Raw genomic sequence first — 20,527 nt, 5'->3', positions numbered from 1 at the left:
TTTAGAAGCTAAAAGGTAAAGGACCAACAAAGAAGTAGTTATACAAAGAGGTGTATAGTGAAGTTGTACAAGTAAGGCATCAATCCTCCTTTTTGTTTGTAAGCGCATTCATCGATAAAGTCAACTGTCGACCGAAAGTTCTAAAACCAATATTAGTAGGGTGAGAAGGAAAATGCAACCATTAATTTAAATTTTCTAAAAATATTGAATAGTGTAAGTGCATGTTGTATAATAAAAATCGACAGTCGACCATGATGATGTAGTCTATTAAGAAGGCAGGTGAGATATTCCATGAGTAGTACTGACCTTAGTAAAAATTCCTTATCAAATAAGATTGCGGAGCGAATTACTCAGCAAATCATCACGGGAGAATTAAAGCCTGGTGAAAAATTGGTTGAATACGCTTATGCAGAAGAGTACGGAACAAGTAGAGCACCTGTAAGAGAGGCTCTTTACCTTTTAACCATTGAAGGTCTAGTAGAACGAATTCCACGGAAAGGTGCCGTTGTAAAAAGTTATACGGAAGCTGAGATTATTGATTTACTTGAAATAAGAATCATGCTGGAATCTCTCGCCATGAAAAGAATTCTAGAAAGAGGAGTAGACTTTTCTATAGTAGAAAAAATGGAAGAGCTACTGAAAGTAATGGAAGCAGAAAAGAATTATGAAAATTATACAAAATTAAATCATGCGTTTCATATGTGCTTAATAGAAATGAGTAAGAGTGAAATTATTAAAAGCATGTATGTCCGCATGGAGTTACCGTTGTTAAGCATTCAAAGTATGTCTTTTGCAAGCGAGGGCAACATTGATAAATCGGTGAGGGAACATGGGGTTATCGTCGATTTATTACGAGATAACAAAATAACAGAGGCCATTAATATATTAAATAAACACAATGAGTACGTTATCATAAGCATGCAGAAGTTATTAAAAACAAATACTAACGAATTAAAAGCCTAGTCATATGACATATAAGGCTTTTAAATAGACTGATTTAGTCGACAATCGACTTAATTACAAGAAAGGAGGAAATATGAAAGTCGCTTTCTTATTTCCGGGTCAAGGATCACAACAACCTAATATGCTCCATGCTTTACCGAGAGACGCAATTGTCAATTTTACATTAGAAGAAGCAAGTGAAGTCTTGCACGAAGACGTTTTGCATCTAGATACAAAAGAGGCACTACGCTCAACCGTTGCGGTTCAAATTTCTTTGCTTGTAGCGAGTGTAGCAATGGCACGGCTTTTAAGAGAGCAAGGGGCACAACCAGATGTTGTAGCGGGCCACTCTGTTGGAGCTTTTGGAGCGGCAGTCGTTGCAAATGTTTTGCCATTCCAAGATGCAGTTGCCTTGGTTAAGTTAAGAGGGGAATTAATGGAAAAGGCATACCCAACAGGCTATGGAATGGGTGTAGTAACAGGAATGATGGCTAATAGATTGCAAAGCATCATAGATCAGGTTGCGAATGTAAACGAGCCTGTATATTTAGCCAATATCAATTCAATTAACCAACTAACGATTTCAGGTTCAATAACTGGAATCGATCAGGTTCTTCTAGCTGCAAAAAAAGAAGGAGCTCGGAAAGCAGAGTTACTACAAGTGAATGTGCCTTCTCATTGCGAGTTAATGAACCCTATTTCTTTGAAACTAGCACAGGCGCTTGGTAAAGTAGCTGTTCGCAAACCAAGTATTCCATTTGCTTCAAATCGTACAGCACGTGTATTTCGAGACGCGCACTCAATAAAAGAAGAATTAGCTTTGAGTGTTTCACAACCTGTCCGCTGGCATGAAGCAACACAATTGTTTTATGAAATGGGTACACGTCTTTTTGTGGAATTACCTCCTAATCATGTATTAACAGACCTTACGATCCAAGCGTTTCCGAATGCTAGATCTATTTCTGTTGCGAGTATGGGAGTTAAGTCTACAAGTATATTGATTAACCGTGAAAGAGCAGTTGAAATCTAAAATGTGAGCGTTTACAAGTTTGTGATTACGAAAGGAGAGAGAAGAATGAGTCAAATTGTTAATAAACAGATACCTAAAAGAAGGTCTTGGAGTACTAGGCGAGATGCAAAAGCAAAGCGTCTTTCAAAGGTTGAAAGAATGACAAGCGGAAAAGTCATAGCAACAGAGAATATTGTTCATGTATTAGAAGAGCTGTTAGTCTCTGGAGACAGAGTAGTACTAGAAGGTAATAATCAAAAACAAGCATCCTTTCTATCTCAATCTTTAAATGGGATCAATCCTCAAAAGGTAAACAATCTGCACATGATTATGTCGAGTATATCAAGGCCTGAACACCTTGATATTTTTGAAAAGGGAATTGCTAATAAAGTAGATTTTTCGTTTGCGGGTCCACAAAGCTTGAGAATGGCCCAAATGCTAGAGGACGGACAGCTCACAATGGGTGAAATTCACACATACGTGGAGCTTTACGGCAGACTATTTATTGATTTAACTCCTTCTGTCGCTTTAGTTGCCGCTGATAAAGCAGATGAGAATGGAAACCTATATACAGGAGCGAATACCGAGGAAACACCAACTCTTGTAGAGGCAGCTGCCTTCCGTGATGGCATTGTTATTGCTCAGGTAAATGAATTGACTGATGATTTACCTAGAGTTGACATACCTGGTTCTTGGATTGACTTTGTTGTTGTCGCTGACAAGCCTTACCAATTAGAGCCTTTATTTACTAGGGATCCAAGACATATTACGGAACTCCAAATTCTGATGGCGATGATGACCATCCGCGGGGTGTATGAACGGCATCAAGTTGAATCGTTGAATCATGGAATTGGTTTTAATACAGCGGCGATTGAATTGTTATTACCAACATATGGAGAATCTCTTGGATTAAGGGGGAAAATTTGCAAGCATTGGGCGTTGAATCCTCATCCAACCTTGATCCCAGCAATTGAGAGTGGGTGGGTTGATAGTGTTCATAGCTTCGGCGGAGAAGTAGGAATGGAAGATTATATAGCTGCTCGTCCAGATGTATTCTTTACTGGGCGAGATGGGAGCATGAGATCTAATCGAACGCTATGTCAATTAGCTGGTCAGTATGCTGTTGATTTGTTTGTCGGTTCGACTTTACAGATGGATAGAGATGGGAACTCATCAACGGTCACATCAGGTAGACTAGCTGGTTTTGGAGGAGCACCTAATATGGGCCATGATCCAGGCGGAAGACGACATTCTTCTCCTGCTTGGCTAAATATGATGACGGCTAATGATCCAATGGCAAGGGGAAAGAAACTTGTTGTTCAAATGGTAGAGACGTTTCAGGCGGGGAACCAACCTGTATTTGTTGATTCGCTTGACGCGATTAAGGTACGTGAAGACGCTAGCTTAGCAACAACGCCAGTGATGATCTATGGAGAGGATGTTACTCATGTCGTCACAGAAGAGGGAATCGCTTACTTGTATAAAACAGATAGCATTGAAGAAAGGCGGGAAGCCATCGCTTCCATTGCAGGTGTTACACCAATTGGTCTAACTAGCAACGCAAAGGCTAAAAACAAATTACGTGAAAAAGGATTACTTGCCTTACCTGAAGACTTGGAAATTAAGAGAACGGATGCGAAACGCTCTATGTTGGCAGCGAAAAGCGTGGAAGAGCTAGTTGATTGGTCAGATAATTTATATCAACCACCAGCTAAATTCCGTAGTTGGTAAAGGGAGGGATTTGGTGAATTGGAATAATGCACTCGAATGTAGTGAAATACTTGGGCAGCAGGCTGTATCTGCCCTAATAGAAGAAGCAGAATTGACGCCAAAACCAGGCCTTGTCGACAAACAAAATAGCGGTTCGCATTCGGATATGTCGTGCCAACTGATGATCAAATCTGCCAAGGCGTTAGAAGAAACGTTTACTCAAATTGCGTTTGTTTCTTACAGGCAAAAACCAAGTCAATTACTCCGAGAAAAGGTTGCTGAGATTGGTCGTAGCGGTGAAAAGACGATGTTAGAAGCGACAAGTGGAATTAACACACACAAAGGAGCTATTTGGGCAATTGGCCTCTTAACCTCTAGTAAGGCGATGCTTCCACCTGAAGCAGGGATAGAAAGAGTCACTCAACTAGCCGGAGAACTTGCTCGTTTTCAAGATCGGTACGTTCCAAATCAAAATTCGAATGGTTCACGAATTCAAAAACGGTACGGTGTACTTGGTGCAAGGGGCGAAGCTGAACAGGGTTTTCCTCATGTACGACTTGTAGCGTTACCTGCTTTATATGCTGCTCGTCAAAAAACAGTTTCAGAATCATTTGCTCGAATTGATACGTTACTTGCTCTCATGGCAAACGTTGATGACACATGTATTTTGCATCGAGGTGGAATAGATACGTTACTTATCATAAAAGAAAAAGCTAAACACGTCCTAGAAAATGGAGGTGTATCTACAGCAGAAGGCTGGAAGGCGTTAGCTGACTTAGATATGGAATGTGGACTACGGCGTGCTTCTCCTGGCGGAAGTGCAGACTTATTAGCGGCCACGATTTTCCTTGATGGTTTATGTACGCAATCAAAACCGTTACGACTAAAATCGAGTATTACAAACTAATTCAATGAGGTGATTTATTTTGGAAACACGATTATTTAAGTATCCTGCATCTAAATTTAATGTGCATCGTGCACATATTGGTGTTGTTGGCTCAGGTGATTTGGAAATTTTATTAGAGCCATCAAATGAACCGTACACATATGTTGAGTTAAGAACGGGCATTAATGGTTTTGAAGAAACGTGGAAAAAAGTATTAGATCGCTTTTTTTCAAATCACGATTTAGCTGCAAACATAAAAATTAATGACTTCGGTGCGACTCCTGGTGTTGTTTCGCTCAGGCTAGAACAAGTATTGGAGGTGAGTAAGAGTTATGAAAATGCTTAGAGATAGCTTTGTTGAAAAAGATGCTAGACAGCGGGCGATCACGATTTTAGATGAAGGAACGTTTAGAGAGCTACTAGGTCCTTTTGATGGATTTGAATCCCCACATCTTACTAATCAGGGGATCGTACCACAAAGTGATGATGGGATTGTTCTTGCTCGAGGTCAAATAGACGGGGAATCAGCTATTGTTATTTCAATAGAAGGAAAATTTCAAGGCGGAGGAATTGGGGAGGTATCCGGGGCAAAAATAGCAGGTGCGTTAGAGTTGGCACTTCGTGATAATGAAATTGGGATAGCGACTCGTCCAGTTTTATTGTTTGATACAGGTGGAGTGCGTCTTCAAGAAGCCAATTACGGCTTATTATCGATTGCTGAGATTGGAGCGGCGATTGTTGCTTTAAGAAACTACATTCCTGTAGTAGGTGTTATTCCAGGGAAAATTGGTTCCTTTGGTGGTATGTCTATAACTGCCGGGTTATTTAGTTCTTTAATTATTACACGTGAAGGAAGAGTAGGGCTTAATGGTCCTGAAGTCATTGAACAAGAAGCAGGAATTGAGGAATTTGATTCGCGTAATCGTCAGCTCATTTGGAACACAATCGGAGGTGTTCAAAGGCTTGCGACAGGTTTAGTTGATCATCTTGTAGAGGATGACAGTCAGGCAATTAGAAATTGTATGATTGAAGTGTATCAAACGGGAGACAATGAAAAACCACGAAGTGCGCAAGTAGGTTTTTTTCAAGAATTATTAAAGTCAGTTGACCCAACTCAACACCTAACACCGCTAGAACTACGAGATTTGTTCGTAAAGGTGAAAGAAGGGAGTTCAAAGACTGTTGAGCCTATAAGACAGGAAAACATAGAAGTACCATCAAGTCGAGGAGTAAAGTGGTTTGAAGCGTTGACGAGTTCAGCAGAGGCGATTAATAAGGGCGTTCCGTCAGTAAAATGTGCGGACGGAATGTTAGGAGAAGAGAGAGTTCGTTTCATATCAGTCGTCCCCAACCCTAATAGTCGGTTTCCTCGAGCTCAAAATGGCGAGGTTGGTTTGGAAGAAGGATGGGCAATTGCAGAATATGTGAGGAACGCAATTGAGGAAGATAAACATGGGAAGAAACGTGCGATTGTAGCGATTGTAGATGTTCCTAGTCAAGCATATGGTTACAACGAGGAGTTAATAGGAATTCATTTAGCTTGTTCGGCAGCCGTTGATGCTTATGCAACAGCTAGATTAGCAGGCCATCCAGTGATCACTCTTATTGTTGGTAATGCGATATCCGGTGCTTTTTTAGCGCATGGTCTTCAAGCGAACCGTATTTTAGCCTTTAATGATTCTGATGTTAATGTTCATGTTATGTCAAAGCAATCAGCCGCTCGGATTACAAGACGAACTGTTGAGGAGCTAGAAGAAGCGACGAAGAAAACTCCCGCTATGGCCTATGATATTGGCTCCTTTAAGAAACTCGGTGCGATACACGAACTTATTGATGGAATTGATGCAGATCACCCAAATGATGAAATTTGCTCTGTTATTAGGGAGAAATTATTTGCTGCCATTCAAGATACGAGAGGATCATCTACTGACTTAGGAAATCGTCTTCTATCAAGAGAAGCAAGAGAAGAGGGGCGAATCGCTTCTATTCGTGTAAGAAAGCAGCTAGCTGAACAATGGATGTAAAAACACACGATTTAATAAAGGTAAAAGGGTTGCCCTCTTTCTTGGACACGGCCACATCTGAAGAATGGGTAAAGGAAGCAATCATATACGCGCCATTTGTTGTTGTACGACGGGCACCAATAGAGAAAGGGAAGATTCCAATTGGAGTCCGAGGAGCAGCACGCAATCAGAGATATGCAGCTTTTCTAGACATCAATGAAGTCGAAGCGGTGTTTTCTCCAGAAATGTTAGCTAACCAGAAAGGTTGGATAAGGAACAAGCGATTTAATGATATTCTAGTACTCCAGGACCTATCTTTGGTTGATGATATTCTCACAAACGATCAGTTAACATGGGGGCCGGTTGGGAGTGCGGGTTTTGAACTTGCAAGTGGCTTACCGACTCTTACGATGAAAAGTGACTTAGATCTAATAATCAGATTACCGTATCCTCTTTTACTAGAAAAGGCTAAACAATTGTACGATGAGCTTTCTGAGGTTAATGTTCGGATAGATGTTCAATTAGAAACACCATCTGGCTCTGTTGCTTTAGCAGAATATTGTAGAGGGCAAACTCAGCTACTTCTTCGTACGAATGATGGCCCAGTACTAACAAGGAACCCTTGGCAGGGGATATCTGAACCTCTTTCTTAAACAAAATATGAGTTTATAGCTTAATATAACGTCATTATATTGATCAGTTTGCACCGGAAAAATAGGTTTGAACTGGTTTGTTTTTTTTAACAATCAGCCTTACTCCATCCATGCTTATTCTACAATAGGACATAAGTTCAGAAACCCGAGATATTATATATTAGTATTTTTCAATCTTCCACAATCAGGCGCTATTGTTGAAAAAACTCCGGAAAGTGATCTCACGAAATTGGGATCACTTTTTTTGAACACATATACGCTTTGGGTGCCGTTCGACAAGGACGCTTTTACCATGTGGGAGGCACTTTGCCAACAGGTGAATTTTTAGCATTTGTCGCATGTACATGATACAACTATTTTTCTGTTAGGAGAGTAGAACTTTCAAACTGGTGAAATTAATTTAAAATTACATAATGAAATTAGTTATTCATCAGGTTAATTGGTAAAATGGTAAAAATAGGTTGTGGTGAAATAATAGAGTAATAGAAAGGACGTCCTCACCATGTCAGATAAACTAATAAGACGAATCCGCATCATAAATCTCATTCAATCAAGCGCTGGGATTAAATCAAAGGAACTAGCAGACAGGTGTGAAACACGGAACGAACCATTAATAGAGATTTAGAGATTTTAAGTGCGGCACGAATACCGATTATGAGTGATGGGTATGGAAAGGGAAATCGTTTTGTCGGTAACTTTTCTCTTTATCCTCTTGATTGGACAGAGGAGGAGGCGGTGGCGTTTGGGATGATGCCGAAGATTTTAGATCCGGTCAACCATCTTGTTCCACCGGACTTCTATACCGCCTATGAAAAGGTGAGCGACTCATCAAAAGGAGAAGAAGGATCTTGAAGATGTGCTTCAGAAAATGGTTTCCATCATTCAAATGGGGACACTTCCTTTTTCATTCGACATCATCAAAATGCAAGCAGAATAATGGGATCCATGTCATTCTTGTTTGATTTTCATGATGACAAGAAAGATTACATTGATGAGATGATAAAGAATGTGCTGTCTGAATGTATTACCATTTTGACGAAAGATCAAAGTGATAAGTCGGTTGTATTGTTTGAAATTAGAGAAGATAGTAAATTACATATTAGAGAGTATATACGTATCGGTGCAAGTTCTTCACGCACAAGACTATTTGAAAAAGGGCAGGGCTTTGCTGGTAGCGTTTGGAATAGTGGTAAATCAGAAATTGTATCAAACGTAGCTGAAGATGATCGTTTTCAAAAAAAACAAAATGGACGATATTCTTTCTTATCAATTATGGGCATGAACGCTTAAGAGGATTAGTTCAAGCTAAGTTAATGAGTACAGTATGAATATTAAGGATGTACACTTTTTTCAAGAAACAATTCAAGAGAAAACATCTGGAAAAGTATGCTACTGGACAAGAAAAACATAGTGCTGCATTAGTCTACTTCAAAAAGTTGAATAGCGGACAGTAAGTCAGTTTTCGAGAGATAACTAGAATTTCAAAGTGCGTAATTCATCGTATTCATTAAGAATGGGACGAGGGACCTGTCCCATTGTCCCATCCACTTGCGATTGAAAAAAGATCAAGTGAGGTTTGGGAAACGCTCGGAAAAGTGAAAACAGAGTTTGGGAAATTCGGAGAGATATTAGATAAGACACAAAAGAAACTTCAAGAAGCCAATAACAATATGGAAAGAGTGTCGAGCAAAACAAGAAACATTGAACGTAAACTAAGCAAAGTACAAGAATTACCTGTAACGGAGAATGATTTTCTTGTTTTAATTGACTAATAAATAGAAACCTTAATAAAGTTCCTCATCCCCAGTGCTTTAAGTAACGGAGATCAGGAACTTTTTGTTTATTCATTAATTTTGTTGGATTCATTCAATAAAAAACAGTTAGAATCTAATTTTCACAAAAAAACTGGATTTTGTGATAGAACCTAATGATGAAGTGCCTAAAAGTTACTATTGACATAAGCAACCTTGCATGGTGGAACTTCTATTAATCACTTGTCTTGCACAAAAGCTAAAAGAGGGGTTTGTTCTAAGCATATTAGCTTGCAGGTCAAATAGGTTACCTTGTCGTATTATTTGTGATAAAGGAATCTTCTTCCATTATTTAGTTTCGGTGTGGTAACGAGCCAATTCTATTTTTGGGAGGTACTCCTCGTAATTGACCTAACGTAATGAGATATTGAACGATGAAGAGGAAAAGGGGAGAGAGATCAATTGTCTAACCGCACACGCTTATTGCTTTTAATGGAAATTCTGAAAAAGTATACAGATTCAAATCATCAACTATCCGTGCAAGAAATTGTTGAATTATTTGAAGAAGACTATGGATTAGACGTTAATTCGGTTGGAGTGAAAAATGATCTAAAAGAGTTAGAAATGGTTAATACTTTTGCTGTCATCCCTTATCAAGAAGCGAATGGCTTGCCGATCTATTATAGCTATCAAAATCGTCCTTTTGAAGTTCATGAGTTACGTTTAATGATTGACGCAATTTCGTCGGCGAAATTTATACCAAAAGCTGATACAGAAAAGATTATTGAAAGGCTAAAAAAGTTAACAAGCATTTATTTAGCAGAGCAACTTGAAAATCGAATCTTGCTTGCAGACCATTCAAAATCTGAAAATAATTACGTTAAATATATTATTAGTGACTTACATGATGCTATTTCTACAAAATCAATCGTGGAATTCTGTTATGGTCGTTACAACATGAACAAACAATTTGTGTTAAGTAACCAAGGAAATGTATATCGAGTTAAACCGTATGCTCTTGTTTGGAATCATGATTACTATTATCTAATTGGAGAGTACATAGCAAAAAAAGAAATTCGACATTATCGGATTGATCGGATTTATAAAAACATTACCCAAACGCATGAAACCTTCCTACCCGATTCAAATTTTAACATTACGCAATACACAGAAAAGCTGTTTCATATGTATGCAGGAGAAGAAACAGAGATTGAAATGGAGTTTTCTGCGAGTCTCATTAATGTCGTGATCGATCGCTTTGGTAGAAAAGCCGACATTCGTCCAGTGAATGATTCAACATTTAAGCTATTTACGAAAGGGATTATTAGTGAGGGGTTGGTACGTTGGACTTTAACATGGGGAAGTGATGTGAAAGTTTTATACCCACCAAGGCTTGTGCAGATGCTAAAGGTTGAGGCGGAGAAATTGTATAAGAATTATCAGTAAGCCCCCCCCCATTTTTTTGTTCGGGGTCATAAAGGTGTTCTCGGTATAATGAAAATATGAATGAAGAGGAGGACATTAAGATGCGCTATCAATCAACGAATGAAGAAAATCAAAGGTTAAGTATCACCATTTACAATAATCAATTCGGTCTTGTCAAAGAGGTACGAAACTTACATTCTAATGAGCCTTGTGAGGAAATTCAATATTTAGACGTAGCTAAAAAAATAGAAACTGATTCGATTATGATTAACGGTATTCATGTTCTTGAACTAAATTATGATTTTGATCTCGTTAGTAAGGCAAAGTTATTAGATAAATATTTAGACCAAATCATTTACGTTTATGATAAAAAGACTGAGGAGAAGCTTTCTATTAGACTATTAAGTGTTACCGATGGGATTATTGGTGAACGCATTGATACAAAGGAAATTGTGATTAATCCGGAAGGGGAACTTGTTTTACCGTCTTTGCCAGCAGGGCTTATCGCCAAACCTGCTCTACTTTGGAAGGTTCCAAAAGCTACACTTAATCAAAAGGTTCATGTCTCTTATCTAACGAAAGGCATCAAGTGGGATGCCAATTATGTTTTAAATCTAAATGAAAATGAATTTCAGCTTACCGGTTGGGTGGCAATCCATAATCAATCGGGGGCAACTTTTGAAAATGCGCAGCTCAAACTCATTGCCGGAGAAATCAATCGAGTAGAAGAAATCGATCATCTTTACGAACATGATTACACCGATCATGATCAAATGATCGTATATAGCAGTGTTGAATCGAGTTTTGAAGAAAAGAGCTTTGCTGATCAACATATGTACACTTTGCACCGCCCTGTTACGATCAAAGACGAACAAGAAAAGCAAATTAACTTTCTAAATGTTGAAAGAGGAACGTATCGAAAAATCTATGAAGTAAGTCGGTATACGACGAAGCCAGAAATTAAAATTGAAATCGATAATAGTAAAGAAAACAACCTTGAGATACCATTGCCAAAAGGAAAAGTAAAAGTGTACCAAGCAGATTCTGATCATCTCTTAGAATTTATAGGCGAAGATCAAATTCCACATACAGCCAAAAAACAACCACTCGTACTCACACTCGGGAAAGCATTTGATATTGTCTGTGATTCAATGGAAATTAACCGCTATCAAGAAGAGAATCTAGAATTCATTGAATATCATTATTACATGAACAATCTAAAAGATGAAACAGTGATGGTTAGAATCAACCATTCTATTCCTGACCGTGGATGGGAAATGGTTGAGACAAGCCACGATTTTGAGAAGGTTACCTCGCAATCCATCATTTTTAACATAGAAGTAGGACCGGATGTAGATACAATTATATCGTTCAAATACGTGATTGATCGCACGGTTTATATAAAAAATAGAGATTAGGTAAATAGGAACTAACAACAAGACACCTACTACGAAACTAAAGTAGGTGTCTTTTTTTTGCACCCCAAACAAAATTGATGAAGGTCTGGATTTGTGCGCTCATACAATGAAAGTATCAAAGTAATTATGTGGAGGGGATTGGATTATGGAGTTTTGGTCAGCTGAGCAATTAAGCAAAGAATTTAGGGCAATAGCAAGTTTCTATCAAATTAAAATAGGCAACAACATGTATCCGTGTAGAAATCATGCTGTCATTATGCGAAAAGGGTATGCAAGTCAAGAACGGCCAGATGCAGTCATTGTCATGGCAAACCCCGGTAGTTGTAGTCCAAAAGATTCATCTTATCAATTCCCAATCGTTCACGATGATTTTAAAAATATTCCTTATGTTGAAGTTAAGGTTGATCCAACACAACTGCAATTAATGAGGTTAATGAAGATGATGAATTGGAATGTTATTTCAATTATCAATTTGAGTAATTTATGTTCAGGAAAAATGAAAGAGTTCGGAGAAAAACTCAAAGAAATAGAATCTTATAATCAGCACTCGATTTTTGCTGATGATCGGGCAAATGAGTTTTTGCTTAAAGATACTCAGATGAAGATCATTTTAGCTTGGGGACAAGATCGAAGCATTCGAAAGCTTGCAAGTGAGGTTGTAAGAAAATTTCAAAACCATCACTCTATTTTCGGGTTGCAGTATCAATCACCTAAGTGGGGATATCGTCATCCTAATCCAATGATTCCAAATAGGTGTAAAGATTGGCTTGAAGACATGTTCGAGCAATTAAATCATTCTACCTTTCACCCCAATACTGATGGATCAAAAGACTAAGAATAACAAATTTCAATAGTGGACCCCTTTGAAAATGATTTAGGGGTACCCTCCAAGAATGAATAAAATAGGACTTATACAAGAACAAAGGAGGGCTATCGTGATCATCGGGTTCATTCTTTTTGGGATTTTGATTTATTATTTTTGGCAGAAGGAGAAATACATGACAAAAGAATATGAGCGAAGAGGGGAGACAATTGGGCAAGAGATTAGAAAAAATGGATATATTTATATGAATATTGGTGATTTAAGTCATAACGAAAACTGGATTTTAGCGGGGAAATATGAACCGGTTTATTACGTTAATGTATATAGAAAGGACGACACGTACGAAATTAAAATTGAAGACAGCTTTATTGAAGAAGCTCATGATTCAATCGAATGTGAAGCCGAGCGAGATACGTATATGACCGTCAAATTAAATGAAGATTTCTATTCGAATTATGGTGTAGTTGAGATTAATAATGAGCGATTTGAACATGTAAAAACGATTATAAAAACAGATCCTTATTTAAAGAAACATCATCAATCGTACATGAATGAATAAATAAACAGAGAAGGGTGGATATAACTATGGTAGATGGCTGGCAAACCATTATTTCATTTGGTGCAGAAAGTGGGAGCATCACGTTACTTGGAAAAGAGCAACAGTCTGGGCAATGGGAGTTTAAAAAAGCAGTTAATGAGATGAACTTTGATGATCTTGATGAAGAAATTAACAACTTAACAAAACTGACGCGAGAAACTCACTTTGCTAATCGAGAAAATATAGCTGATACCTGGGAAAATGCACTTCAAATAATGAATCAGTATCCGTGGCCTATTCTTCGTCCTCGTGAAGTCCATCCTGAGTTTAGAAAACGAGTTTGGACCGCATTACAAAAGGAAAGAGAGCAAAAGTACGGAAAGCGATTGGATTCTTATCGATTAGATAAATGGGCAGCCCTATGTTTTCCTGGTTATGCCCCTGAAGTGGTGACTTTAGCGACATGGCTTCAAAATGCGACGTATACTACCGTGCTAACAGGAGCAGGTATGTCTACTGAATCAAACATCCCAGATTTTCGTTCAAAAGAAGGTTGGTGGAAAAACGTTGATCCTAGAACGGTTGCCACAACTGAAGCACTTAATAACAATTATGATTTATTCCACGAATTTTATAGCATACGGATAAATGGACTTAAGCAGTGCACCCCTCATAAAGGCCATGAAATATTAGCGGCATGGGAGCAAAAAGGAATCATTCAGGCTATCTCTACACAAAACGTCGACGGATTCCACACGGCTGCTGGTAACGACCACGTGTATGAACTTCACGGCTCGATACACAAAATTCGTTGTGAGGAATGCTCAAAACCGGCGAGTGAACAACAGTTTCTAAATAAAGAAAAATGCATACATTGCGGTGGTTTACTTCGACCAGGCGTTGTTCTTTTTGGGGAGATGCTACCAGAGGAAAGCTGGAGCGTCTCGCTTGATCACATTCGTCGATCAGACCTCGTCATTGTGATTGGAACGAGCCTGGAGGTCTACCCAGCCAATGAACTTCCCCAAATGACAAATGGTAAAACGGTCTATATCAATATGGAAGTTGATGAGAATAGCCCCGAGTTTGACCTTGTTATTAAAGAAAAGGTGGGAGAATTATTGAGGGAAGTAGATGGGTTAGTATAACACAGGCAAGTGTCCCAGATGTCCTAGACCTCAGTGTAGTAAAGTGTTTGTGCACCAGGAGGTCTAGCACCATTATCTCAGGTATTATCTTATTTGGAGAACAGCTTCTATAGGCTAATAAAAATACTTCAAGAAATGGAGTTTGTGAAGCAATAATATTTTTACCATTGTGTCTAATTTCTTTTTTTCGTTTGACAATAACATAACCCTTTTCTTCAAGCTCTGAACAAACAGCATTAATAACATCTAATAACACCTACTTTCTTTTTTCTAGAAGTTCTGTCGTGATCCAAGTAAACTTTATCATGTACTACTTTTTTAATAAATTAGAAATATTAGAATCTATTTTGTGAAAATAAAAAGGAAGGGGCAGATTTAGCAAGAATGCTCTATATTGAAGCGGTTGGTGGAACAAGTTCAGAGCCTTCTTCTAAAAAGTATGGTAAACAGTTTGATAGAAGTCAGATAAAGGTTCATATTTCGGAACTTCTTTATGCAACAGCAGAAACAATATCGATGCACAAATTAGATATATATGAATATAACAGGAATAGCAATTCCAGATAATAGTGACCATAGGGAGTTTATTGGCAATATTCAACCGTTTTTATCATCATTAGGTATTGTAATATTTTTTGTTGGAAATGGTGTTGTGACTGATGTTATAAGTGGTTGGGAGTTATAGAATAAGAGTTAGTTCAAATGTTTATCGTGACAATTAGGGGTTAATTACGACACTTCAGTCTAAGAAAAAAAGTTTGGATTTGGAAGTGCAAAAGTATTGTTTTGAAATAATCTAAAAAAGTTTAACAGCTTTCATAAGGAAGCAGTGACAATTTATCCTCCCTCAGATAACTCGCAAGCACTTGTAAGGTTTGTGCCTAAATGCTAGTACTAATATAGAGCGAGTCTCGATTAAGACAATAACCATTCAACGTAAATTAAGTAAAGTAGAAGACTTCCTAGTAGATAAGAATGATTTTCTGGTGTAATGGATTAGAAAAAGGGTGATCAAGCCCCTTTTTATAGTAATAGGTGACGAATCTGTGAAAGGGTGATAACGATGTACTTAACGAAATTAAAACAAGTATTTGGACCTGATGCGTCTTTCCGCTCTGGTCAGGACCAAGCCATTGATCGTATCATAAAGAAAAAGCGTGTTCTTGTTGTTCAGAAGACAGGGTGGGGGAAGAGCTTAGTTTATTTTTTAGCAACAAAAATTCTTCGAGAACAAGGAGAAGGTGTAACACTAATTATCAGTCCCCTGTTGGCACTTACAAGAAACCAGATTACTAGTACAGAAAAATATGGAATCGTTGCAGAATGTATTAATAGTCAAGTTAATAAAACAAATGGGGAAAAGAAAGAGGTAATAAATCGATGCAACACTGGTGCGTGTGATGTCCTCTTTATAACTCCAGAGCAATTACAAAATAATGCTTTTATTGAATTGCTTTCACAACTTGAAGTAGGATTATTCGTTGTTGATGAAGCCCATTGTATTTCGGACTGGGGTCATGATTTTAGGCCTGATTATAGACGTATTCACTCTCTAATTCAAATACTCCCGAAAAACATTCCTGTATTGGCGACTACGGCAACAGCCAATAACCGAGTAATTGAAGATGTCGCAAAACAATTAGGAGACTGCGAAGTGATACGAGGTGATTTGCAACGAGAATCCCTTCATCTACATAAACTATATCTTCCTTCTGCAGAAGAAAAATATGCTTGGTTGGCTAAGAATATACGTAAGCTAGAAGGTGCAGGTATAATTTACGCCACTACCATTAAAGAGTGTGAACGCCTGGCGATGTGGCTTAGGCAGAATTCAATTAATGCAAGTGCTTATCACAGTGGTCTTAAAGAAGAGAAAAAGATTGAATTAGAGAGTGGATTAATTAATAATGAAATCAAAGTTCTTGTTTCTACCATAGCTTTAGGGATGGGATTTGATAAGGATGATATCAGCTTCGTTATTCATTATTACACGCCTAAATCGGTGGTTGAACATTATCAACAAATCGGTAGAGCCGGTCGTGGAATTGATGATGCGATTTGTGTGCTACTTTATGGTGGAAATGAAGAAAACCGAATTAATGATTATTTTATGTATAACTCATTTCCAAAACAAGAAGACATTTATCAGGTGATCAACTATCTCAGTGAAAACGATGAGGTAAAGAAATCCATACTTGAGCAAGTAATGAATATCAAATCAACTACACTTGACCAAATACTTAAATTATTATCAATTGAAGGTTTCATAAGAAAAGATTCAAATTCACGCTATCACCGTACCTTGAAACCATATGAAAATCAGCAAGCCTATTATGATTCTATCATTCAGATAAAGATTCGCGAATATCAAGAACTTGTTCAATTCCAACAAACCAAAGACTGCCAAATGGCATTTTTAACAAAGGCATTAGATGATCCGAATTCAAGAATGTGCGAAAAATGCAGTACATGCTTAGGGGAGGATTGGAGTTATACTGATGATCACGTCAGTCATGCCGAGGTTGATAGGGTTTCGGATTTCTTTAAGATGAATTACATCATCATAGAACCCCGAAAAAAATCCTTCGTTACTAATAAAAGACTTTCATTTAAACACGAAAAAGGGTTCGCGTTGAGTTATTACCATGAGCAAATTGGGCAAGAGGCTAGACGAGGAAAATACATTGATAATGAATTTTCAGATCTTTTAGTAAAAGCTTCAGCTGACAAACTAAGAAGGTTCTTGAGAGAAAAAGGCATAATTATCAGCGATTTAGTTATTGTGCCAATTCCATCAAATAGAAGGAAAGAGCTTGTTCCAGAGTTTGCAAAACGATTAGCAAACGAACTACAATGTTTATATGCACATATATTCTCTAAAGAGCAAAATGAGCCAGAACAAAAGTCACTTCTTAACAGCATACTTCAAGAGCAAAGTGTCCGTGATCATTTGTATCTAAAAGATGAAATAGATCTTAACAATCAAAACATCCTATTAGTAGATGATTTCGTAGATTCAAAATGGACTTTTACAGTTGCAGCTGAAATTCTGGGGGAGAAGTATGAAAATATTACTGTAACGCCGTTTGCACTTTCAGATACGAGCGGTAGTGAATAAATGAGGTGTACGTCATGGAATTTACAAATAATGAACTTGCCATTTATCTTTTTTGTGCGCAACTTACACAGACAAAAACGACGCCATTAACGATTATAGAGTGGAATGCGGTTGTAAAATCATTGAGCGAGCAAAATATGCAGCCGGAGGTATTATTTGATTTATCTACTGTTGAAATGGATAACGTCCTAACTAAAACAACGGAGACACAGAAAGATAGAATTATAAAAAAAATTGTATCTCGGCAAAAACTAGGTGTATCCATAATAGAATTAAAAGAAATCGTTCACCAAGGTTATGGCATTATGTTTCGCGCCCAAATGCCTTATCGATTAAAAAAATTAACTCAAAAATTCATACCGCCTTTCTTCTATTATGCTGGTGATCCATCGATTTTGTCACATCGTACCTTAGGTGTCGTTGGAGCGAGAGATGCAAACAATGTTGAACTGCAACAAACAGCTGAAATTTCAAAAAAGGCAGCTTCATATGGAGTAGTCATTGTATCAGGTGGTGCAAGGGGAATCGACACTACAGCGGTTGAAGCTACTCTTGAGAATGGTGGAAAAGCAATCATCTTTCCTTCTGAAGGGTTAGCGAAATGGGTCAAAAAAAGCAATATACGGAATCATATATCAAATGGGAATTTGCTTTTAATGTCGGCTCAAAAACTTGATGCCCCCTTCTCGGGATCTTATGCCATGCAACGAAATAAATTTATACATGCGCCCTCTGATGCTGTAGTTGTTTCTTCATCAAAGATATCAGGAAAGAAATCAAGCGGTACCTGGGAAGGTGTAAAAGAAAATTTGAAAAACAAATGGTCTCCTCTTTTTGTCATCGGTAATAGTGTGGGAGTAGAGAAATTAAAGACAGAAGGACTTGCAAGCGAATTCACCTCATTTGAACAGATTTTTAAGCAGGATGTGTCTCAGGAAAATCAGTCCTTAACTGATATTGATGACCAGATTTTATCTTTAATCAAATTAGCTTCAGTCAAGGGATTAGATAAAGACACAATAACAAAAAAGTTTATGGACATTTCAGCCGAATACTACAAGAACCAAAAGGGGTATTCACAAGATAACAATCCGAAAAAACATATGGTACATGAGCAGTTAAGTTTAGAAAGTTTTTTGGAATAAATAAAAGATACTAGCGAACAGTGCCTGGCACTGTTGGCAGCATAATTATCAACTATAAATGTGCCTCAGGACTACGACTGAATTTAAGGTGCCAGACCCCCATTTAGTGATAACTGAAAGTGGTGGAAACATCCGTATTAATAGATAGTAACTAAATTTTACAATTACAATTAACAGTGCGATTTGTCGATTTAAATTGCTTTTGGTGAGTAGATCCTTTAAACACACTAGTGCAAGTCCCTTGAAACATTAATGTACCAAGGGACTCGTACCTTTTTTATTAGCTTGTTTTATGGGGGTAGGAAGACATCATTAAAATCCATCCTAACAGTCCTAATAACACAAATCCAAACGCATGTAACGATCCGTATATAGGTACCATATCCAAAATGGTTAAGGGAAAAAACTTTTTCGCTATCGGATAACAAATTGAAATGACAATAATACTGTAAAAAGCAACTGTGGAAAGGGTTAAAAATAAGTTTCCACTACGTATTTCAAATCTTTTTCTTATTTTCAAAAGCAGATAGATACTATAAATGATAATATTGCAGGCAAAAAGGCTTACACCAATTATCTCTAGTGGTTTAGAAAAGACAATCCCGATGGCAATCAAGATTGGTCCGATTATGTCAATTCCAACTAACCAGTTATACCAACTTTTTTTGACCAAGATTCGTCCTAGCATTCCGATAAAAATAGGAACAATAGCAGATGAAAAATGAAAATGAACGGAGCTTAAAGCACTTATTGTAGGATCAACATGTAGAAAGTTAAGTTGATATTGATAAAGGGTATACCAAATACCTCCAATAAAAAAATAAATTAGTCCTGCACCGATTGCAATTTCTTCTATCTTTTCTTTTTTCTCCGAAATTAGAAGCACCCCATATAAAGCGAGTAAAAAAGTAAATAGGAGCCATCCAAGAGACAAAGCTCCTGAAATTACATTATTATCTAATTCCCAGATTTTGTTGCACATAAGGGAAGTTAAAGAAAAAAGTGCTGCAGGAAAATGTAGTACTTTTATGAAATAATAAATATTTTGTTGAATCTTTGTTTGCTCCTTGTTATTAATTAATAAAATAACTAGTGGTAATATCACAAAAGAGGCAAACATTAAATATTTTTCTATCAGACTAAATTGGAAATAGTCAAATGTAAAGATTGCAAAACTAATGATTCCTCCAATAATAGACGGAAAAAATGGATGTTTCATATCATGTGGTTTCCTTTCTGTCTCATAGCTTGTGAAAATAGTATACTCTTAATAACTTTTAATAGTCTACATTGAAGATAACAGCAAAAGCAACACTCGTCTTTTTATTGATTATGATGGTGTGGCGTTTTTTTGATCAGAAAAAAAGATGAGGAATTATGAAAAAACATTTATGAATAGTTCTCTTAACAATGAGTAGTTTAATTGCTTGCAATCATGATGAACAAATCAGTGAACCTGTAGAAATAGAACTAGAAACAAAAGAAAAAGAATTGCCCGTTAGTAAGTCACCTAAGGTAGAGGTGGCAGACACTTCTCTCTTTAGTTTTAGGGATCCGGAAACTGAATTGTATGGTTATATCAATAAACAGGGCGTGGTTGTCATTAAACCTCAAATTGGCCAGACATTTGATTTTTCGGTAGATTTAGGAAAAGTGAGTAGGTGGGTAGATGGAGTAACCAAAAGTGGATTTGTTAACGATAGTGGGGATTTTGTGATAGAACCAGAGTATGATCGTGCAGAAAACTTTTTAAATGGCTTAGCCGCTGTAAGCGTATTTAGAGGAACATATAAAAATGGATTTATTAACAAACAAAGTGAGATGGTCACTGAGATTGATGGTCCATTCTCTGCAGTGGATAATTTACCAGACTTCTCGGGCATTCAAAAATTTTGCGATTAGTATCAGAAGTAAGATGCTCTTCCGATATTAACCATTTACACTCCACTTAGAGCCCA

Annotated in this window: 20 protein-coding genes; 19 read left to right on the top strand and 1 reads right to left on the bottom strand. The window is 37.4% G+C overall.

What is annotated here, in order from left to right:
* Positions 1–291 precede the first annotated feature (291 nt).
* The 18 genes from LDX58_RS18675 (at position 292) to LDX58_RS18595 (ending at position 18,569) form a co-directional block, all read left to right on the top strand.
* Positions 292–963, top strand: coding sequence for a GntR family transcriptional regulator (locus tag LDX58_RS18675; protein WP_227938326.1), 672 nt, complete (start codon positions 292–294; stop codon positions 961–963).
* Positions 964–1,036: 73 nt separating this feature from the next.
* Positions 1,037–1,972: an ACP S-malonyltransferase gene (locus LDX58_RS18670; protein WP_227938325.1), complete on the top strand. Its 936-nt coding sequence runs from the start codon at positions 1,037–1,039 to the stop codon at positions 1,970–1,972.
* A 45-nt stretch (positions 1,973–2,017) separates the two neighbouring features.
* Complete coding sequence (mdcA, locus tag LDX58_RS18665; protein ID WP_227938324.1) at positions 2,018–3,682, top strand: malonate decarboxylase subunit alpha; 1,665 nt, start codon at positions 2,018–2,020, stop codon at positions 3,680–3,682.
* Positions 3,683–3,695: 13 nt separating this feature from the next.
* Positions 3,696–4,568 carry a triphosphoribosyl-dephospho-CoA synthase gene (locus LDX58_RS18660; protein WP_227938323.1) on the top strand — a complete coding sequence of 291 codons (873 nt, stop codon included), beginning with the start codon at positions 3,696–3,698 and terminating at the stop codon, positions 4,566–4,568.
* 19 nt (positions 4,569–4,587) lie between these two features.
* The gene (locus LDX58_RS18655) at positions 4,588–4,893 is read left to right on the top strand and encodes a malonate decarboxylase subunit delta (protein ID WP_227938322.1); all 306 of its coding nucleotides are present in this window, start codon (positions 4,588–4,590) and stop codon (positions 4,891–4,893) included.
* Complete coding sequence (gene mdcD, locus LDX58_RS18650) at positions 4,880–6,571, top strand: biotin-independent malonate decarboxylase subunit beta (protein ID WP_227938321.1); 1,692 nt, start codon at positions 4,880–4,882, stop codon at positions 6,569–6,571. Before LDX58_RS18655 ends, mdcD begins: the two co-directional genes overlap by 14 nt.
* On the top strand, positions 6,562–7,203 hold the full coding sequence (locus tag LDX58_RS18645) for a malonate decarboxylase holo-ACP synthase (RefSeq protein ID WP_227938320.1): 642 nt from the start codon (positions 6,562–6,564) through the stop codon (positions 7,201–7,203). Before mdcD ends, LDX58_RS18645 begins: the two co-directional genes overlap by 10 nt.
* Positions 7,204–7,705: 502 nt before the next feature.
* Positions 7,706–7,828, top strand: coding sequence for a hypothetical protein (locus LDX58_RS26110; protein ID WP_265416756.1), 123 nt, complete (start codon positions 7,706–7,708; stop codon positions 7,826–7,828).
* Between the two features lie 29 nt (positions 7,829–7,857).
* Positions 7,858–8,055, top strand: coding sequence for a hypothetical protein (locus tag LDX58_RS18640; protein WP_227938319.1), 198 nt, complete (start codon positions 7,858–7,860; stop codon positions 8,053–8,055).
* Between the two features lie 84 nt (positions 8,056–8,139).
* Complete coding sequence (locus tag LDX58_RS18635; RefSeq protein WP_227938318.1) at positions 8,140–8,493, top strand: GAF domain-containing protein; 354 nt, start codon at positions 8,140–8,142, stop codon at positions 8,491–8,493.
* A 245-nt stretch (positions 8,494–8,738) separates the two neighbouring features.
* Positions 8,739–8,975: a DNA recombination protein RmuC gene (gene rmuC, locus LDX58_RS18630; RefSeq protein ID WP_227938317.1), complete on the top strand. Its 237-nt coding sequence runs from the start codon at positions 8,739–8,741 to the stop codon at positions 8,973–8,975.
* 441 nt (positions 8,976–9,416) lie between these two features.
* The gene (locus LDX58_RS18625; RefSeq protein WP_227938316.1) at positions 9,417–10,400 is read left to right on the top strand and encodes a helix-turn-helix transcriptional regulator; all 984 of its coding nucleotides are present in this window, start codon (positions 9,417–9,419) and stop codon (positions 10,398–10,400) included.
* 80 nt (positions 10,401–10,480) lie between these two features.
* The gene (locus tag LDX58_RS18620; protein ID WP_227938315.1) at positions 10,481–11,797 is read left to right on the top strand and encodes a DUF4139 domain-containing protein; all 1,317 of its coding nucleotides are present in this window, start codon (positions 10,481–10,483) and stop codon (positions 11,795–11,797) included.
* 145 nt (positions 11,798–11,942) lie between these two features.
* Positions 11,943–12,632 (top strand): DUF1643 domain-containing protein, encoded by a 690-nt coding sequence (locus LDX58_RS18615; RefSeq protein WP_227938314.1) that lies wholly within the window; start codon positions 11,943–11,945, stop codon positions 12,630–12,632.
* Positions 12,633–12,732: 100 nt separating this feature from the next.
* On the top strand, positions 12,733–13,179 hold the full coding sequence (locus tag LDX58_RS18610; RefSeq protein WP_227938313.1) for a hypothetical protein: 447 nt from the start codon (positions 12,733–12,735) through the stop codon (positions 13,177–13,179).
* 26 nt (positions 13,180–13,205) lie between these two features.
* Complete coding sequence (locus LDX58_RS18605) at positions 13,206–14,306, top strand: SIR2 family NAD-dependent protein deacylase (protein ID WP_308017573.1); 1,101 nt, start codon at positions 13,206–13,208, stop codon at positions 14,304–14,306.
* A 1,063-nt stretch (positions 14,307–15,369) separates the two neighbouring features.
* Positions 15,370–17,424, top strand: coding sequence for a RecQ family ATP-dependent DNA helicase (locus LDX58_RS18600; RefSeq protein ID WP_227938312.1), 2,055 nt, complete (start codon positions 15,370–15,372; stop codon positions 17,422–17,424).
* Between the two features lie 14 nt (positions 17,425–17,438).
* Positions 17,439–18,569 carry a DNA-processing protein DprA gene (locus LDX58_RS18595; RefSeq protein WP_227938311.1) on the top strand — a complete coding sequence of 377 codons (1,131 nt, stop codon included), beginning with the start codon at positions 17,439–17,441 and terminating at the stop codon, positions 18,567–18,569.
* Between the two features lie 280 nt (positions 18,570–18,849).
* Here LDX58_RS18595 and LDX58_RS18590 read toward each other — a convergent pair whose 3' ends face one another.
* Entirely contained in the window at positions 18,850–19,788 is a 939-nt protein-coding gene (locus LDX58_RS18590; RefSeq protein ID WP_227938310.1) for a YndJ family transporter, read from the bottom strand.
* Between the two features lie 191 nt (positions 19,789–19,979).
* Here LDX58_RS18590 and LDX58_RS18585 point away from each other — a divergent pair, with 191 nt between their 5' ends.
* On the top strand, positions 19,980–20,471 hold the full coding sequence (locus tag LDX58_RS18585) for a WG repeat-containing protein (protein ID WP_227938309.1): 492 nt from the start codon (positions 19,980–19,982) through the stop codon (positions 20,469–20,471).
* The last annotated feature ends 56 nt before the right edge of the window (positions 20,472–20,527 follow it).

The sequence above is a fragment of the Alkalihalobacillus deserti genome, from assembly GCF_020734105.1.
Lineage (GTDB): Bacteria > Bacillota > Bacilli > Bacillales > Bacillaceae_D > Halalkalibacter > Halalkalibacter deserti.
This window is presented reverse-complemented; position numbering and strand designations above follow the sequence as displayed.

Excerpts from the sequence above, each read along its gene's own strand:
- mdcA (WP_227938324.1), top strand. The coding sequence starts at position 2,018 with ATGAGTCAAATTGTTAATAAACAGATACCTAAAAGAAGGTCTTGGAGT.
- LDX58_RS18635 (WP_227938318.1), top strand. The coding sequence starts at position 8,140 with ATGGGATCCATGTCATTCTTGTTTGATTTTCATGATGACAAGAAAGAT.
- LDX58_RS18620 (WP_227938315.1), top strand. The coding sequence starts at position 10,481 with ATGCGCTATCAATCAACGAATGAAGAAAATCAAAGGTTAAGTATCACC.
- LDX58_RS26110 (WP_265416756.1), top strand. The coding sequence starts at position 7,706 with ATGTCAGATAAACTAATAAGACGAATCCGCATCATAAATCTCATTCAA.
- LDX58_RS18645 (WP_227938320.1), top strand. The coding sequence starts at position 6,562 with ATGGATGTAAAAACACACGATTTAATAAAGGTAAAAGGGTTGCCCTCT.
- LDX58_RS18605 (WP_308017573.1), top strand. The coding sequence starts at position 13,206 with ATGGTAGATGGCTGGCAAACCATTATTTCATTTGGTGCAGAAAGTGGG.
- mdcD (WP_227938321.1), top strand. The coding sequence starts at position 4,880 with ATGAAAATGCTTAGAGATAGCTTTGTTGAAAAAGATGCTAGACAGCGG.
- LDX58_RS18590 (WP_227938310.1), bottom strand. The coding sequence starts at position 19,788 with ATGAAACATCCATTTTTTCCGTCTATTATTGGAGGAATCATTAGTTTT.
- LDX58_RS18670 (WP_227938325.1), top strand. The coding sequence starts at position 1,037 with ATGAAAGTCGCTTTCTTATTTCCGGGTCAAGGATCACAACAACCTAAT.
- LDX58_RS18615 (WP_227938314.1), top strand. The coding sequence starts at position 11,943 with ATGGAGTTTTGGTCAGCTGAGCAATTAAGCAAAGAATTTAGGGCAATA.
- LDX58_RS18675 (WP_227938326.1), top strand. The coding sequence starts at position 292 with ATGAGTAGTACTGACCTTAGTAAAAATTCCTTATCAAATAAGATTGCG.
- LDX58_RS18600 (WP_227938312.1), top strand. The coding sequence starts at position 15,370 with ATGTACTTAACGAAATTAAAACAAGTATTTGGACCTGATGCGTCTTTC.
- LDX58_RS18640 (WP_227938319.1), top strand. The coding sequence starts at position 7,858 with ATGAGTGATGGGTATGGAAAGGGAAATCGTTTTGTCGGTAACTTTTCT.
- LDX58_RS18585 (WP_227938309.1), top strand. The coding sequence starts at position 19,980 with ATGAGTAGTTTAATTGCTTGCAATCATGATGAACAAATCAGTGAACCT.
- LDX58_RS18595 (WP_227938311.1), top strand. The coding sequence starts at position 17,439 with ATGGAATTTACAAATAATGAACTTGCCATTTATCTTTTTTGTGCGCAA.